Raw genomic sequence first — 16,596 nt, 5'->3', positions numbered from 1 at the left:
AGAATATGCTCCAATATATCATCCCTGCTATGAAAATGCTGTTTACCGTTGAGAATTTCATCTGGATCAACCTGGGTGTCTTCATCGGTTCCGTCTTCGCGGCGATTCCCGGTCTGACCGTTATTCTCTGCATCATCCTGTTCCTGCCGTTTACCTACAAGATGACGGCGATCCCCGGCATGATGTTTCTTCTTGGAATCTACTGTGCCGGCGGATACGGCGGCAGCGTATCTGCAATTCTGATCAATACACCGGGTACTCCCCACGCGGCGACCACCATGCTGGATGGTCATCCGATGTCCGAAAAAGGCCGTACCAAGGCAGCGTTGAAGATTGCCCTTTACGCGTCCACCTTCGGCGGGATCTTCTCTGCACTGACTCTTTTATTTCTGGCTCCCCAGGTTGCAAAGGTCGCAGCAAACATCGGAACTGCCGAGTACTTCCTTGTCTGTGTCTTTGGGCTCACGATCATCGCCGGAATCTCCGGTAAAAGCATGATCAAAGGGATCATCTCAGCCTGCCTGGGCTTATTTATCTCCTGCATCGGCGCTGACCCGCAGACAAGCTATGACCGGTTTACCTTCGGAATTTCCAGACTTTATCTCGGACTTGATCTGGCGATCTGCCTCATCGGTCTCTTTGCCCTGATCGAGATCCTGAAAAAGGCGGAGTTAAAACCGGACCGTCTGAAGCTTGACACCTCAAAGATCATGGATGACGGAAAGATCACAAAGGACGAGTACAAGCGCATGGCCCGCCCGGCGCTGCTCTCTTCCATCATCGGTGTCATCATCGGAATCATTCCGGGTACCGGCGCTTCCATGGCATCCTGGTTCAGCTATGATGTAGCGAAAAATATGTCCAGACATAAAGAAGAATTCGGTCACGGCTCTGTTGAGGGAATCGCAGCGGCAGAAAGCGCCAACAACGCGGTTACCGGCGCTACACTGATCCCGCTTCTTACACTCGGTATCCCGGGCGACGGCTGTGTCGCGATCATGCTTTCCGCGCTTATGATCAATGGACTGAATCCTGGTTTGAGCCTGTTCACGACCCAGGGCGATATCATGTACGCCATTATGCTCGGACTGCTCTTCGTCAACCTGTTCATGCTTTTACAGGGCAAATATCTGACAAAGCTTTTTGCCAAAGTCGTATCGATCCCGCAGGAGATCCTGACTCCGATCATCGTGATCTTCTGCTTTGCAGGCGCTTACTCTGTCAATAAATCTTACTTTGACGTTGCCGTTACCCTGACGTTCGCAGTCATCGCGTGGCTTCTCTATAAGCTCGATTTTCCGACTGTTCCGATCCTGCTCGGTCTTGTTCTCGGAAACATGACAGAAACAAACTTCCGCCGGGCACTCCTGATCTCAGAAGGAAATCCTTCCATTTTTGTCAGCAGTCCATACTGCATCGCATTTATCATCCTGATCATCGGCGCTGTAGCAATGATCATCCGAAGCAAATTACGGGACCGGAACGTTCAGAAAGGGGCTTAACCATGAGAGAAAACATCATCTTCTATTTTACTGACCAGCAGAGGGCAGATACCTGCGGCTGTTTTGGACAGCCGTTAGATATCACTCCGAATCTCGACACACTGGCTGCGGGCGGTGTAAAATTCGACAACGCCTTTTCCCCGCAGCCGGTATGCGGTCCCTGCCGGGCATTATTCCAGACCGGAAAGTATCCGACAGAAACAGGCTGTTTCCGCAACAATATCATGCTTCCGAAGAACGTAAAAACTCTCGCGAATTATATCGAGGAAGCCGGTTACGAGACAGCTTACATCGGAAAATGGCATCTCGCAAGCGACGGTGAGCTTGAAAAACCGCCGACCATCGATCACACGATCACCGCTGTGCCGAAGGAACTCCGCGGCGGATATACCGGATTCTGGCGGGCGGCCGATGTGCTGGAATTCACCTCCCACGGATATGATGGATATGTGTTTGATGAGAACAATAACCGAATCGATTTTAAGGGTTACAGACCGGACTGCATCACAGATCTGGCGCTTCAATTCTTTGATCAATATGACCGGAAAAAGCCGTTTTTCATGACGATCTCCCAGATCGAACCACACCACCAGAATGACCACAATCACTACGAGGGACCTATCGGTTCCAAAGAGAAATTTAAAGATTTCGTTCTTCCGGGCGATCTCGCCGCTTTAAAGGGAAATGCTGCCGAAGAATATCCTGATTACCTCGGTCAATGCGCAAGTCTTGATGAAAATCTCGGGAGACTTGTAAATCGCCTGAAAGAAGAGGGACTTTACGATAATACAGTGATCATCTTTGCCTCCGATCATGGTTCCCACTTTAAGACCAGAAACACCGATGAGCATTTAAACGGCTATGACGATTATAAGCGGAGCTGTCACGATGCCGCCACCCATGTCCCACTCGTGATCGCCGGCGGTGCGTTCAAAGGCGGAAAAGAAATCACGGAACTCGTCAGCACGGAAAGTCTTCCGAAGACGATCCTGGCCATCGCCGGGGTCGATGTCGGCGATGCCATGATCGGTGAGAATCTTCTTGACGTAGTTCAGGGAAAGACCGATAATAGAGCTAACGAAGTTTATTCGCAGATCTCCGAAAGCCGTGTCGGTCGTTCGATCCGCACCGAAGACTACATGTACGCGGTCTATGCACCTGGAAAGAACGGCGGGGAATACGCGTCCGCAGACCTCTACGCAGACGATTTTCTCTACGATCTGAAAAAGGATCCATATGAACTTACAAATCTGATCCATGACCATGCTTATGACTCTGTTCGTCTGAAAATGAGAGAGAAGCTGCTCGCATGGATCGAAAAAGCGGAGCATACGCGGCCAGTAATCGTTGATCAGGCGTAATACCGCAGAACAATCGGGGATGTATCATCCGGCAGGACATGCTGTCAGTGTGTTTTGCCGGATTTTTGTCAGGAGGATTCCATATGCTGGATTCTGGTATGCAACTGGGTCGGAAAAAGGCCGACAAAATTTATAACTGGCTTCGGGCTTATATCGATGAAAATAAGTTTTCTTCCAACCAGAAGCTTCCATCCGAAAACGAGCTCTGCCGCAGGCTGGACGTGAGCCGCGAGACGGTGCGCGCCGCCATGACGCGTCTCGCTGAGGAAGATCTCGTGACCCGTGTCAAGGGAAGCGGCACTTACATCAATAAAGAGGCCGCTGTTTCCGGTCCCGCAAGGAGCTTAAACGCCGAGTATAAGATCGGGCTCATCCTGCAGGGACAGGATTCCCACGCTAACTCCCGCTTGATCGACGGGATCCGGGATGTGATGTCCGATACGGACGTAGATCTTCAGATCTTTTTTACGGACAACAAATTTTCCAACGAGAGAAACTGTCTCGATGTGGTAGCACACCAGGGATTTGACGGGTTTATTGTGGACGGTGTAAAGGCAAGCCTCTTAAATCCCAATCTGGACTGCTACCGGAATATTTTTGCGAAAAAGATTCCCGTCATCTTTTACAATAACTATTATAAAGAGCTGAATTACCCGCGTGTGATCAACAATGACTACAAGTGTGCCCGCGAACTGATCGGTCTCCTGACCAGAGCCGGTCACAAAAAAATTGCCGGGATCTTTGTCTACGACAACTATCAGAGTATTGAAAAATTCCGCGGCTATGTCGGAGCGCTCCGCAGCGCAGGATTAAAATTTGAGGACGACTACATCAAATGGTGTATTTCCAACGAGGCCCATGCCGACGGCTTTTACAAGGAGATCGGAAAGTTTTTAAAAGGTCTTCCAAAGTGTACCGCTATCGTCTGCTGCAATTACATGATTTTACAATCTGTCCTGCACTTTTTGAGGGAAACAGGTAAATCGGTTCCCGAAGATTACTCCCTGGTCTGCTTCGACTATTCCGGTCAGGACTGGGAACACAGTGGAATTACCTGTTCCATTCATCCAGGTTATGATATGGGAATCCAGGTAGGAAAACGCCTGCTGAAGATGATCCAGAATCATGAATACTGCGGAAACGGATACTCATATCTCATGGATCTGCGGATCTACGAGGGGCGTTCCATCCGGAAATTATGATATAATGAGTCCAAAAGAAAAATGTTTTTGAGGGGAGCAAAACCATGAAACACCTGACCATCATGCTGAAACCGGCATCTTCACTCTGCAATCTACGCTGTAAATACTGTTTTTACGCGGATATTACGAGTCTCAGGGAGGTTTCCTCTTTCGGAGTCATGAAAGAGTCCACAATGACCGCTGTCATGGATCACATATTTATGGATCTTGATGATGGGGACTATCTCACACTGTCATTTCAGGGCGGTGAACCGATGCTTGCGGGACTTCCTTTTTACCGGAATCTGGTACAGTATATTGCGGGAAAAAAACGAAATATCCATATAAACTATACCCTTCAGACCAACGGAATTCTTCTGGATGATGACTGGTGCAGGTTTCTTTCCGAATACGGGTTTCTCATCGGAATCTCTCTGGATATTCTCCCGGAAAGCCACGACGCGGTCCGGGTCGACGCATCTGGGCAGGGAACGTATGAACAGGTTCTTCATTCGATTTCCCTGTTGAAGAAATATCTCATCGAACATAACGTGCTCTGCACCCTGACAAAACAGACGGCGAGACATCCCGCAAAGGTCTGGGCACAGATCAAAAAGCTGGACCTGGCTTATGTGCAGTTTACCCCATGCCTTGGAGATCTCGCTTCTCCCGGAGCTTCCGCATATGCCCTGACTCCGGAACGCTTTTTTCACTTTTATTCGGATCTTTTTGATCTCTGGTACCGGGATTTCGCCGCAGGAAATTACCGAAGCATCAAGCTGTTTGACGATCTTCTCCAGCTGATCGCGAAGGGACTTGTGACTTCCTGCGGGATCGGCGGACACTGCCAGCCACAGATCGTCGTTGAAGCGGACGGAAGCGCCTATCCCTGTGATTTCTACTGTCTCGACCAGTTCCAGCTCGGCAGCCTGACTTCGGATTCTCTGCGGATGATCTACGAACGTTCTGCTGTGTCTCCATGCAAAACCAGGGATCCGCTCCCGGAATTATGTTCCGGCTGTCAATACCGAAAATTTTGTGGCGGCGGATGTAAACGCATGCAGCGGGAAACTGCATGTACGCCTGGTAATACATTCTGTGGTTATCAGGCGTTCCTGGACCACGCGCTCCGCCCGCTCATGCAGATTGCTGCCGGAATACCCGGCTAAAAGGAAGGATTATGGAAAATAGAAAGAAAATTCTTATGAAGCTTTTCGTCTCGACCCTGTATCTCAGCGCTTTTACGTTCGGCGGGGGATATGTGATCGTGACCTTGATGAAGAAAAAATTTGTAGATGAATACCACTGGATCGAGGAGAACGAGATGTTAGATCTCGTTGCGATCGCGCAGTCAGCTCCGGGACCCATCGCCGTCAATGGGGCGATCGTGGTCGGTTATAAACTGGTCGGGATGACCGGCGTGGTCACGGCGATCATCGGCACGATCATCCCTCCGTTTCTCATTATCTCCCTGATCTCGGTCTGCTACAACGCATTCCGTGACAACCTTATCGTCAGCCAGATGCTTTCCGGCATGCAGGCCGGTGTCGGGGCTGTGATCGCCTCTGTGACATATGAGATGGGGGCGGGGATCGTCCACGGGAAGAACGCCGTCTCCATGTGCATCATGGCTGGCGCTTTTCTTGCTTCCTGTATTTTTCATGTCAACGTCGTCTTCGTTGTCATCGCCTGCGGGCTGATCGGCGCGCTGCGGACACTTGCGGCGGAAAGGAGAGCAAAAAAATGATCTATCTCCAGCTTTTCTTGAGTTTTCTGCAGATCGGCATGTTCAGCTTCGGCGGCGGGTATGCGGCAATGCCGCTGATCCAGGGACAGGTCGTGACTGCCCATCACTGGCTTTCTATGGAGGAATTCACAGATCTGATCACGATCTCCCAGATGACACCGGGACCCATTGCTGTCAATTCCGCAACCTTTGTCGGAACAAAGATTGCGGGAACCGTAGGCGCTCTCGCGGCCACCTTCGGATGTATCCTGCCATCCTGTATCATCGTGACCTGTATTGCCAGACTGTACTTAAAATACAGAAACCTGGCACTTTTACAGGGAATCTTAAACTCCCTGCGCCCCGCGGTCGTCGCTTTGATCGCCTCCGCCGGGATCTCGATTCTCATCACCGCGTTTTGGGGCAGTCAGGCAGCGATCGCCCTCGCGAACACAAACTGGCTTCTTGTGGCGATCTTCGCTGTCTGCGTTGTCCTGCTCCAGAAGTTTAAAATGAACCCAATCTGGGTGATGGTGCTGGCCGGAGTCATAAAGACCGTCGTTTCCCTGATCGTCAGCGTATTTTAAGGTCCGTATACCAATACCCAAATCGCCCGTCCCCCACCGGCTGGCGTCTGGAGAGGACGAAATTCGGGAAGCCGAACATGGTTGCCATATATTTTTCACTGCTGTAATAGTGGCCCGGAACCCCCAAAAGGTAACGGGCTTTCTTTTTGTTTCCGCCGAGTTTTACGAGGATCAGGTAGCGGAAATTGTAGTAGCCATGGAGAAGGAAGCTGTTGTTTCCGTGGATCCAGCACTCTCTCGGGAGTTTTCCGATGTCCTGGGGACGGATCGTCAAAATATCACAGCCGTCCTCATACTCGAAGGGCTGGATCTTCGGGTATGATTTCTTTAGCTCTTCCCAGAGTTTTTCCGGGTCCGCTGCCAGATCCTCAGTCTCCTGTAAATAGCGCAGAACTTCCGGATTTTCGAGTTCCGGGGAGACCATGGGGGCAGGGGCGGCATTTGGCCGCGCTGTCTGGCTGTTTTGCGGCTGGGAGGGACATGGTGCAGCCGATACAGGGGCTGTTATCTGAGTTTGAGTCTCCGCTGATGAAGCAGACTTGGACATTACCGGCTGCCCACCCACAGAATTTTGCATTGCGTTCTGCATCGACCGCATTGGATCCTGACGCGGTTCTTCTGGTTGTTCTGTTATTTCTGCCCGATCTGTCTTTTCCTCTGCCTGGTCGATCTCTTCGGTTTCCTCCGACAGGTATACCATCCCATGCTCTTCACTATTCTCTTCCTGCTTCGGCTTCTCATCCTTTTCTGCATCATCCTGCACCGTTGTCTCACCCTGTGCCGATGAAGCTTCTTCCGTCTCCTGCGCTTCATCCCGCAGCTCCGCCGCATGCGCAGTCTTTTCCTCCTGTTCCCGGCGTTCCTCCTCTTTGGCGATCTCGGCCTCGATCTCTTTTACTACTTTTGAGACTGCCTGCGGTGTCATCTCTTTTTCTGCTTCCGGCAACATCTCCGCAGTAAATTTCGGCACAGAAAGAACTGGATTCTCCCCGGTATTTCCCTCTTCTGCTGCCAGCGCGTCCTCCCAGATCGTCTTATAGCACCGCCAGGAATTTTTCACGTCATGGACCGAGAGTCCGAAATATGTATCGAGCCCGGTTCCGGTTCCTTCCACATTTTTTGCATCCACGTTTGCCCGGAATTCCCCGTTTCCGCCCCGCACGAACACATTCCCTAGAAATGTCTCGCGACCGCCTGTCCCCAAAAGGTACACTCCGATGGCGTTTCCACCCATATAGATCCGCTTCACGTTCACATTGATCCTGCACTGCCCGTTCCGCGCCTCCAGCTTCGCGAATCCCACATTTTTTCCTTTTTGTTTTCCTTCGTACTCGTAAATATAAGAAATCAGTCTGCGATAATCTGCCATAATCAAAAACACTCCTTCTGCACTTATGTATATGCGGAAGGAGTATTCTTCATGATCATTCTATGAAATTTATCATTTGATATTTTTTATTACTTACGGATCGCGCCGGACTTCACAGCCGCCTCAGCCACACGCTTTGCGACATGCTCCGCAACGCCTTCTTCGAGGGCACCCGGAATGATATACTCTGCAGAGAGTTTGTCCGGTGTTACAAGCTCAGCGATCGCCTGGGCTGCAGCAACCTTCATATCGTAGTTGATATCTCTTGCGCCGCAGTCTAATGCGCCGCGGAAGATTCCCGGGAATGCAAGGACGTTGTTGATCTGGTTCGGGAAGTCGGAACGGCCTGTTCCCATTACCTTTACGCCTGCTGCCATCGCCTCATCATACATGATCTCCGGATTCGGGTTCGCCATTGCAAAGACGATCGGGTCTTTCGCCATCGTCTTGATCATCTCCGGCTTCAGTGCACCTGCTACGGACACGCCGATAAATACGTCCGCTCCGACGAGAGCGTCTGCAAGAGTTCCGCGCTTGTCCTCAAGGTTTGTGATCTCGCAGAGCATCTTCTTGTGGTCTTTGATGCCGACTCCGCGGTCTTTGTAGAGGATTCCGTTTTCGTCGCAGGCGATGATATTTTTCACGCCTGTCGCAAGCAGCATCTTGATGATCGCAGTTCCGGCAGATCCCGGTCCGTTTAATACGACATGGATCTCATCGATCTTCTTTCCGACAACTTTTAATGCGTTTAAGAGAGCTGCTGTAACGACAACTGCTGTGCCGTGCTGGTCATCGTGGAATACCGGAATATCAAGCTCTTTCTCCAGACGTGCCTCTACCTCGAAGCATTTCGGGGAAGCGATATCTTCCAGGTTAATGCCGCCGAAGCACGGAGCAATGTATTTCACTGCCTTGATGATCTCCTCAGTGTCTGTCGTATCGAGACAGATCGGGAACGCATCAACGCCGCCGAACTCTTTAAAGAGGACTGCCTTTCCTTCCATGACCGGCATAGCAGCTTCCGGTCCGATATTTCCAAGGCCTAAAACTGCGGTTCCATCAGAAACAACTGCTACCAGATTGCCCTTTGCAGTGTATTTGTAAACATCTTTCTTATTATCATGGATCTTTCTGCATGGCTCCGCAACACCCGGTGTATAGGCGGTGCTTAAGTCATCTCTTGTCTTTACCGGAACCTTGCTCGTAACTTCGATCTTTCCATGATGTTCCTCATGGAGCTTTAACGCTGCTTCATTGAAATTCATTGCGCTTTCCTCCTGCGAATTCATTATCATTACCAGACTGCCCTGCGGTCTCCTGTCTCCGGATGGTCTGCATTTTCCCATTTCCGGCGGTCAGATCCTTTCCCACAGTTTTCGTATTCTTTTCCGGGCAGTTCCTGATCTGCTTAATCTCGAGTTTACCACACTCACTCTGAAAAGGAAACTGCTTTTTATTTTTCTCCGCACATTGCCGCCAGGTTTTGGTTACAGTACACGGGCACTCTATGCCCGCGCACTGTAACAGGATTTTGCCGATGCTCCGCATTCCGAATCGGCAAAATCTGCGACCAAAACTGTATCATACGGAATTTTCAGTTCAGAAAATTCCTACCCGTGAAAAGTAACAGGTTTTGATCATCTACCACGCTGCCACCGTTCCGTCTGCCCGCGGTTCGGTTGCTCCGCAGAGCACATCGTTTTCATCTCTCCAGATAATCTGTCCTCGCCCGAAGGACAGGGAACTCTCAAGGACTTCCATCTCATGTCCCCGTTTTTTCAGCTCTTCCACGATCCCGGCCGGGAATGTCTTTTCCACCTGGATCTTCTTTCCGCCGATCCACTGCCATCTCGGCGCGTTGAGCGCATCCTGCGGATTCATCAGGAAGTCCACTGTATTCATGATAACCTGGACATGGCCCTGCGGCTGCATGAAACCGCCCATAACGCCGAACGGTCCAACTACTTTTCCTTCCTTCATCAGGAATCCCGGAATGATCGTGTGCAGAGATTTCTTTACCGGTCCCAGACAGTTTTCCATTGTCTCATCCAGTGTGAAGTTCGCCCCGCGGTTCTGCAGCGCGATCCCTGTTCCAGGTATTACGATCCCGGATCCAAATCCCATGTAATTGCTCTGGATGTAGGATACCATGTTGCCTTCCCCGTCCGCTGTGCAGAGATAGATCGTTCCTCCACGGAACGGATTGCCCGGCTCCGGTGTGAGCGCCTGTTCTCCGATGAGCGCCCGTCTTCCGTCCGCATATTCATCAGAAAGCAGCGTCTCCACCGGTGCTTTCATATAATCCAGGTCCGCAACATACCGGTTTCCGTCCGCAAATGCCAGTTTCATCGCCTCCAGCTGTTTATGCACGGTATCTGCATTGTCCCGCTCCGCAAAGGAATACCCCTTTAAAATATTCAATGCCATCAACGCAATGATCCCGTCTCCGTTCGGCGGGATCTCGCAGACATCATATCCCCTGTAATTTATGTGGATCGGTTTCACCCACTCACACCAGTAATTTTCAAGATCTGATCTCCGGAGATATCCGCCGGTCTTTCTTGAAAATTCGTCGATCTGATCCGCAAGTTCTCCACGATAAAACGCTTTTGCATGAGTCTGCGCGATCATTTCCAGCGTCTTTGCATGAGCTTCCGACCTCCAGATTTCTCCCGGCTGCGGGGCATGTCCGTCCGGGGCGAACGTTTCAAACCACGGCCGGAAACATTCTTCCGTCAGCGTTTCTGAAAACTCTCTGTATGCATTGTTCCATATTTTTGATGTCACCGGGCTCACCGGATATCCCTCTCGTGCATATGTGATCGCCGGTTCCAGCACCTCTTCCAGCGGAAGTCTTCCAAACTTTTCCGAGAGTTCCGCCCATGCGGACGGGGCGCCCGGGACCATCACCGGGATCCAGCCTCGTTTCGGCATTTCGGTGTATCCCTGTTTTTTCACTTCTTCTGCAGTGATCGCCATAGGTGATCTTCCGCTGGCATTCAGCCCGTGAAGTTCTCCCTTTGTCCAGACCAGGGCGAAGGCGTCGCTTCCGATCCCGTTGGACGTCGGCTCCAGAACTGTCATACACGCCGCTGTCGCGATCGCCGCGTCAACTGCGTTTCCGCCCCGTTTTATGATGTCGAGTCCCGCCTGGGCAGCCAAAGGCTGGCTCGTGCAGACCATACCTTTTTTCCCGTACACAACACTTCTTCGTGATGGATAATCATATTTCTGCGCATCAAATTTCAGCATATCCATTTCCTCCTGGTCAAGCCGTTTATTCCTGGGTTGTAAGTGTACCGCAATAAACAGAAAGTCCGTTTATTGCTTTATCATGCTGGAATCGTATCACTTGAAAGTATGAAATGTCAATAAAAAAGCAGCCTAAAAAACGGCGTAGAAATTTCTCTCGTTACTGTAACTTTCTCTCCACGCCGTATCTTTTATTCCAGTATAAAATTTTCCACCAGTTTTTTCGTGAACTCCATCTTCGAATGTCCGATCACATCCTCCGTCCGCCCTGTCTCCACGAACTTTCCTTCTTCCATCACTGCGATCTCATCGCAGAACCAGCGGACCACATCGAGGTCATGGGAGATAAACAGATAGCTCAGTCCCAGCTTTTCCTGGAGTTCCTTTAAGAGTGTCATGACCTGGGCCTGCACGGAGACATCTAACATGCTGGTCGGTTCATCCAGGATCAGGATCTTCGGATCCAGTGAGAGTGCCCGGGCGATCATGATCCTCTGCGCCTCACCTCCGCTGATCTGGTGCGGATAGCGGTCCAGAAGTTCCTCTCCGAGATCCACCAGATCCAGAAGTTCTCTGACCCGCGCTTTTCTCCCCGCTTTGTCATACATCCTGTGGATGATCATCGGCTCTTCCAGGCTGTATCCGATCTTTTTTGCAGGATCCAGGGATGTCTCCGGATGCTGGAAGATGATCTGGATCGTTCCATCGATCTCGATGGTTCCGGAGTCCGGCTTTATCAGTGACAGGAGCATGTTCGCGATCGTCGATTTTCCGCAGCCGGAATTTCCTACGATCCCGAATGTTTTCCCGTCCTGTACCGTAAAAGACACGTCCTTCACCGCTTCCACGCGGGTCTTTTTAATGATCCCGCCAGTAAATGTCTTGCTGATATGGCTGACTTTAAGCATACCGGACGCACCTCACTTTCCTTCCGTCCGGAAGTTCCGCCTCCGGGATCCGTCCATTTTTGCATGCGTCCACTGCATGCGGACATCTCGGGTAAAAACTGCAGCCGGAATTTCCCTCTTTTTTTCTCACTGCGCGCCCGATCGGGTTCATTCCCTTCCCCGGGAGCGATGCGATCAGTCCTTTCGTGTATGGATGTGCCGGATGTTCAAGGATCGTCTTTGTCTCCCCGGCTTCCATGATGCTCCCTTTATAGAGCACCATCAGCCGGTCACACAATGCCCCTGCCAGGGCAATATCATGAGTGATCACGATCATGCCTTCGGTGTCCGTCTCTGATATCTCTTTCAGGACCCGGTAGACCTGGCGCCGGAGAATCGCATCCAGGCCTTTTGTCGGCTCATCGGCGATGACCCATTTCGGCCGGTTCATGAGTCCCATGGCAGAGATCACGCGCTGGTTCATGCCGCCGCTCAGCTGGAATGAGTAAGCGCGGTTGATCCGGTCCGGATCTGAAAAGCCAAATCTGCGGAGAAACTCATCCCTCCGGGAATCGGCAAGCTCTTTGTCCTTATTTCCGTGGACTGTCATGCACTCCGTGAGCTGTTTTCCGATCCTGCGGATCGGGTTTAAGGATTCCGTGGGATTCTGTGGGATCAGGGCGATCTCTTTTCCACGGATCTTCTGCATCTCTTTTTCCGGCAGTCGGTACAAATCCATCCCTTTATACATACAGCTTCCTTCCACCCGGGCCTGCCCGGAGAGAAGTCCCAGGATGGACATGCCTAAAAGCGATTTCCCGCTTCCGCTCTCCCCGATGAGTCCTGTGACACTGCCCGACGGAAAGTATGCGCTGACATCTTCCATGGCATGGATCATCTCGCCGCCGTCCTGGAAGGTGACGGAGAGGTCGCGGATCTCAATGTCACTTTTTTCTTCTGTTTTCCATTCTTTTTTATCTTCCATCTGATCTTCTCTCCTGGCTGTTCCGTTTTTTCACAGTTACAGGCAAAAATCTGTTCCGGCTCAGCTATGCTGAGGAAATTTTGCCTTTCTTTGCATGCTTTCCGGCATCACATCGTCTTCATCACATCTTTCCGCACATCCAGCCGGTCGCGCAGTTCATCTGCCAGAAGGTTGATGCTGAGGGAAAGAAGCAAAATACAGAGTCCCGGAGCGATGACGAGCAGCGGTTCCTGGCGGAAATACTGTCTCGCATCGTTGATCATGACGCCCCAGTCCGGTGTCGGGGGCTGAAGTCCCAGACCAAGATAACTCATGGACGCCACCGAGATCACATTTCCGGCGATCCTGGTGGCAAAAAGGACGCTCAGCGTTCCTAAAATATTCGGGGAAATGTGGAGAAACAGGATCCGGAGATCGCCGGCTCCGATGGTCCTCAGACCTTTGATAAAGCTCTCTTGCTTTAATTTCATGACTTCACCGCGGACGATCCTGGAAAATCCGACCCAGGAATTGATCACGATCGCGATCAGCATGCTCTTCACGCCCTGTCCAAGAAGTCCGGCCACCGCGATCATCAGCGTCAAGCCGGGAAGTCCCTGAAAAATGCTGGAGATCGTCGTGATGATCCCGTCGATCCAGCCGCCGAAATATCCCGCGAAAAGTCCCAGTGCAAAACCGAGCAGCATCGAGAGGACGGTCGCCGCCAGGGCGAGAAGGATCGATTGTCTTCCGCCGTAGAGAACACGGCTCAGCGTATCTCTTCCGATATTATCCGTGCCTAAAAGATGCGCGGCAGACGGTTTCTGAAGTGCTTCCGACAGGTTCGAGACCAGCGGATCATAGGGAGCAAGGACCGGCGCGAGTACGCTGGTCAACAGGATCAATAATAAGATCACCAGACCGGTCTTTGCTTTTCCTGACAGGTGGAGTTCCTTTAATTTATTCATGATTCCACCGCCTCTCCCGCTCGGATCTTCGGATCAAGTGCGATATAGATCAGGTCGATCAGAATGTTTGTCAGCACATAGATACAGCCTGAAAACAGAACATACGCCTGCACCACATAATAATCCTTCGACTGCACACCCGCGATCGCGTAACTTCCGATCCCGGGGATCGCAAAGATCGTCTCCACGATCGAGGCGCCGCCGATGATGCCCGCCATATGGGTTCCCAGGTAGGTGATGATCGGGATCAGCGCGTTTCCGAACGCATGGTGGACCACTGCGCGGCGGCGGCTCATTCCTTTTGCATCCGCCACAGTCATGTACTGTCTTCCGATCTCATCGAGGATCGCGCTCCTTGTCAGTCTCGCACAGACTCCGATACTCGGGAGTGCCAGCGTGACCGCCGGGAGAATAAAGCCGGATCCGTCAGAGATCCCGCTGCTCGGCAGGATCTTCCACTGTTCCGCAAAGATAAAGATCAGGACGATGGCGATCCAGAACCCCGGAACAGACAATGCAACCGTTGAAAATGTTCCCAGCACATGATCCGGCAGCCGGTCTTTTCCCACCGCCATCAGGACTCCGAATCCCACACCGAACACGATGGTCAGGATCATGCTGAAACCCGCAAGCTTCAATGAGATCGGGATCCGCTTTGCGAGCTGGTCCATGACACTTTTGTTCGTGAAAAAGGACCTGCCCAGATCGCCGTGAGCCAGGCCGTCGACCCAGTTAAAATACTGGACGACGGCAGGCTGGTCCAGCCCCATCTTTGCAGCCATGGCATCATATTCTTCCTGCGTGTAGGATTCGTTTCCGTTTGGATTTAACACCTGGTCCACCGGATCCCCCGGTGACATGATCCCAAGTGCAAATGCAATGATACTGATCCCGACGAGCACCGGCAAAAGCATCAGCATTTTTTTCAGGATGTACTTTAAAAGTGACATATTGATTATTTCACCCAGGAAATTGTCGGAAGTCCAACACCGAAGGTCTTTCCTGCATAGTGTGTGATCGCCTTGTTGTGGATGTTTACGTTGATCTGGTAGCAGATCGGAACGCACGCGCTGTCATCGAAGAGTTCCTGCTGGATCTCATCATAGATCTTGCTGCGCTCGCTCACATCAGCGATCGTCGGAGCTTTTGCGACAAGTTCATCGATCTTCTCGTTGTAGTAGTTGTAGTTTAATGTCGTGTTGCTGTTTCCTTCGCTTGCGAAGTACTGCTTAAATGTGGAAGTCGGATCCGCATTGTTGATACCGAATACGGTAAGTGTCATGTCGTAGGTGCCTTCCTGCTGTCTCTCTTTGTAGAGGGAGGAGTCCACGATCTCAATATTGATGTTGACGCCAAGCTCCGCGTAAACCTGCTTTAAGTATTCTGCAACAGCCTTGCAGTTGTAATCGGACGCGGTGCTGGAACGGATGATCATGGTCATGTCGGCCGTCTTGTCTCCGAGAACTTCTTTTGCGAGAGATTTTGCCTTCTCCATATCATAAGTTCCCTGGATGTCCAGATGGAAGGTGGACTGGGTGCTTAAGAAGGAGTATGCCGGCTGTAAAAGTCCTCCGTAGATCACGCTGCAGATGCTGTCGCGGTCTGTCGCAAGGTTGAACGCCTCTCTCATGCGCTTATCCGCAAGGTACTCGTTTTTATCGTTGAACATGATGTACTCAGTCATATGGCTCGGAGTGCTGTCCATCTCAAAGTTGGAGTCTGTGTCGCAGAGATTCTTTGCAGCATCCATAGTGATCGCGCCGTTGTCTGCAAGTCCCATGACTTCGCCGGATTTTAACGCGGATACACGAGTCTCGGCATCCGGGATGCAGCGGATCTTGAAGGTCTTTACCTTGCCGTTCTCGCCATAATAGTTGTCATTTCTCTCAAGTGTCACATACTCGGACTCCACATGATCAACGATCTTATATGGACCGGTTCCGATCGCATAGTCGGAGATCACACCTGTCTCCTCGTCGAAGCAGTTCGGGCTGTACATCGGGCTGCCATAGTCGGAAAGGACATACTCAAGTGTTGTGATCGGCTGTGTAAATGTGAACTTTACAGTGTAGTCGTCGACTTTCTCCATCTTGTCGAGATTCGGGAGAGATTTTTCGATGCTGAGTGTTGTGTATGTAGAATTGATCCCATGGCCCCAACGCTCAATGTTTTTCAGGCACACATCGGCATTAAACTGAACACCGTCTGTAAAATATGCGTCATCGCGCAGGCTGAAAGTCCACTCGGTACAGTCATCGTTGTGCTCCCAGGATTTTGCAAGCCACGGATCGATCACACCACCGTTGTTTGCTGTGAGAGCTTCCCATACATAAGCGCCTTCCCAGCAGTAATACGCATCGCCGCTTCCCTGCACAGCATCACGCGGAGTCGCGATGACAACCTCATCTGTCTCGTTTTTCTCTGTGTCTTCCACTGCCTCTGCTGTGGCTTCTGTCTCTCCTGCAGCCGTTGTCTCCGCTGCAGCTCCTTCTGCTTTTGTCGTCTCAGCCGTGCTGTTATTCGCGCTGCTTCCGCATCCGGAAATTACGGATGCCGCCATTGCTGCCGCTAAGAACAGACTTACATGTTTCTTCTTCATGTTGTCCTCCATGTTGTGTAAAGATTATAATGTTTTTTTGCAACTGTTCACCAGGCCTGCGCACTTACTGCGCCGACTGTAATAACCCCATTGGTTTTAAAGCAAAAGTCCTATTGGTTCAGCCGTCTGAAATACATTTTTTGCCCGTAATCATGAAAGTTCTGAACAGTTTCATTGTTTTTACAATTTCGGAGTTAGTA

14 protein-coding genes are annotated in these 16,596 nt (G+C 51.1%); 6 read left to right on the top strand and 8 right to left on the bottom strand.

The window, feature by feature from the left end:
- Positions 1 to 5: 5 nt before the first annotated feature.
- From FN001_RS03735 to FN001_RS03710, 6 genes are all read left to right on the top strand, one after another.
- Positions 6 to 1,502 (top strand): tripartite tricarboxylate transporter permease, encoded by a 1,497-nt coding sequence (locus FN001_RS03735; RefSeq protein WP_021903975.1) that lies wholly within the window; start codon positions 6 to 8, stop codon positions 1,500 to 1,502.
- 2 nt (positions 1,503 to 1,504) lie between these two features.
- A complete protein-coding gene (locus FN001_RS03730; RefSeq protein WP_142410840.1) occupies positions 1,505 to 2,863 on the top strand; it encodes a sulfatase family protein in 1,359 nt (452 codons plus the stop codon).
- A gap of 83 nt (positions 2,864 to 2,946) precedes the next feature.
- The gene (locus FN001_RS03725; protein ID WP_243121924.1) at positions 2,947 to 4,065 is read left to right on the top strand and encodes a GntR family transcriptional regulator; all 1,119 of its coding nucleotides are present in this window, start codon (positions 2,947 to 2,949) and stop codon (positions 4,063 to 4,065) included.
- Between the two features lie 44 nt (positions 4,066 to 4,109).
- Entirely contained in the window at positions 4,110 to 5,213 is a 1,104-nt protein-coding gene (locus tag FN001_RS03720) for a radical SAM/SPASM domain-containing protein (RefSeq protein ID WP_142410839.1), read from the top strand.
- Between the two features lie 11 nt (positions 5,214 to 5,224).
- Complete coding sequence (locus FN001_RS03715; RefSeq protein ID WP_142410838.1) at positions 5,225 to 5,791, top strand: chromate transporter; 567 nt, start codon at positions 5,225 to 5,227, stop codon at positions 5,789 to 5,791.
- Positions 5,788 to 6,357: a chromate transporter gene (locus tag FN001_RS03710; RefSeq protein ID WP_142410837.1), complete on the top strand. Its 570-nt coding sequence runs from the start codon at positions 5,788 to 5,790 to the stop codon at positions 6,355 to 6,357. The genes FN001_RS03715 and FN001_RS03710 overlap by 4 nt, the downstream gene beginning before the upstream one ends.
- Here the strand turns inward: FN001_RS03710 and FN001_RS03705 are convergent.
- The 8 genes from FN001_RS03705 to FN001_RS03670 form a co-directional block, all read right to left on the bottom strand.
- On the bottom strand, positions 6,344 to 7,726 hold the full coding sequence (locus tag FN001_RS03705) for a DUF6128 domain-containing protein (protein ID WP_142410836.1): 1,383 nt from the start codon (positions 7,724 to 7,726) through the stop codon (positions 6,344 to 6,346). The two genes, FN001_RS03710 and FN001_RS03705, sit on opposite strands and share 14 nt — an antisense overlap.
- Positions 7,727 to 7,815: 89 nt before the next feature.
- Positions 7,816 to 8,991: an NAD(P)-dependent malic enzyme gene (locus FN001_RS03700; RefSeq protein WP_118532259.1), complete on the bottom strand. Its 1,176-nt coding sequence runs from the start codon at positions 8,989 to 8,991 to the stop codon at positions 7,816 to 7,818.
- 376 nt (positions 8,992 to 9,367) lie between these two features.
- On the bottom strand, positions 9,368 to 10,975 hold the full coding sequence (locus tag FN001_RS03695; RefSeq protein WP_207705617.1) for a gamma-glutamyltransferase family protein: 1,608 nt from the start codon (positions 10,973 to 10,975) through the stop codon (positions 9,368 to 9,370).
- Between the two features lie 194 nt (positions 10,976 to 11,169).
- Positions 11,170 to 11,886 carry an ABC transporter ATP-binding protein gene (locus tag FN001_RS03690; RefSeq protein ID WP_142410834.1) on the bottom strand — a complete coding sequence of 239 codons (717 nt, stop codon included), beginning with the start codon at positions 11,884 to 11,886 and terminating at the stop codon, positions 11,170 to 11,172.
- A complete protein-coding gene (locus tag FN001_RS03685; protein ID WP_118298205.1) occupies positions 11,879 to 12,850 on the bottom strand; it encodes an ABC transporter ATP-binding protein in 972 nt (323 codons plus the stop codon). The genes FN001_RS03690 and FN001_RS03685 overlap by 8 nt, the downstream gene beginning before the upstream one ends.
- A gap of 107 nt (positions 12,851 to 12,957) precedes the next feature.
- Positions 12,958 to 13,797, bottom strand: a complete 840-nt coding sequence (locus FN001_RS03680; protein WP_118728184.1) for an ABC transporter permease — start codon at positions 13,795 to 13,797, stop codon at positions 12,958 to 12,960.
- Positions 13,794 to 14,747: an ABC transporter permease gene (locus FN001_RS03675; RefSeq protein WP_142410833.1), complete on the bottom strand. Its 954-nt coding sequence runs from the start codon at positions 14,745 to 14,747 to the stop codon at positions 13,794 to 13,796. Before FN001_RS03675 ends, FN001_RS03680 begins: the two co-directional genes overlap by 4 nt.
- Before the next feature lie 5 nt (positions 14,748 to 14,752).
- Positions 14,753 to 16,396: an ABC transporter substrate-binding protein gene (locus tag FN001_RS03670; RefSeq protein WP_142410832.1), complete on the bottom strand. Its 1,644-nt coding sequence runs from the start codon at positions 16,394 to 16,396 to the stop codon at positions 14,753 to 14,755.
- Between the last annotated feature and the right edge of the window lie 200 nt (positions 16,397 to 16,596).

Origin of the sequence: Clostridium sp. Marseille-P7770 (assembly GCF_902143525.1) — a bacterium.
Taxonomy (GTDB): Bacteria; Bacillota; Clostridia; order Lachnospirales; family Lachnospiraceae; genus Pilosibacter.
This window is presented reverse-complemented; position numbering and strand designations above follow the sequence as displayed.

Coding starts and splice junctions, on each gene's coding strand:
- FN001_RS03735 (WP_021903975.1), top strand. CDS start 6: ATGCTCCAATATATCATCCCTGCTATGAAAATGCTGTTTACCGTTGAG.
- FN001_RS03685 (WP_118298205.1), bottom strand. CDS start 12,850: ATGGAAGATAAAAAAGAATGGAAAACAGAAGAAAAAAGTGACATTGAG.
- FN001_RS03715 (WP_142410838.1), top strand. CDS start 5,225: ATGGAAAATAGAAAGAAAATTCTTATGAAGCTTTTCGTCTCGACCCTG.
- FN001_RS03705 (WP_142410836.1), bottom strand. CDS start 7,726: ATGGCAGATTATCGCAGACTGATTTCTTATATTTACGAGTACGAAGGA.
- FN001_RS03670 (WP_142410832.1), bottom strand. CDS start 16,396: ATGAAGAAGAAACATGTAAGTCTGTTCTTAGCGGCAGCAATGGCGGCA.
- FN001_RS03675 (WP_142410833.1), bottom strand. CDS start 14,747: ATGTCACTTTTAAAGTACATCCTGAAAAAAATGCTGATGCTTTTGCCG.
- FN001_RS03690 (WP_142410834.1), bottom strand. CDS start 11,886: ATGCTTAAAGTCAGCCATATCAGCAAGACATTTACTGGCGGGATCATT.
- FN001_RS03710 (WP_142410837.1), top strand. CDS start 5,788: ATGATCTATCTCCAGCTTTTCTTGAGTTTTCTGCAGATCGGCATGTTC.
- FN001_RS03720 (WP_142410839.1), top strand. CDS start 4,110: ATGAAACACCTGACCATCATGCTGAAACCGGCATCTTCACTCTGCAAT.
- FN001_RS03680 (WP_118728184.1), bottom strand. CDS start 13,797: ATGAATAAATTAAAGGAACTCCACCTGTCAGGAAAAGCAAAGACCGGT.
- FN001_RS03700 (WP_118532259.1), bottom strand. CDS start 8,991: ATGAATTTCAATGAAGCAGCGTTAAAGCTCCATGAGGAACATCATGGA.
- FN001_RS03725 (WP_243121924.1), top strand. CDS start 2,947: ATGCTGGATTCTGGTATGCAACTGGGTCGGAAAAAGGCCGACAAAATT.
- FN001_RS03730 (WP_142410840.1), top strand. CDS start 1,505: ATGAGAGAAAACATCATCTTCTATTTTACTGACCAGCAGAGGGCAGAT.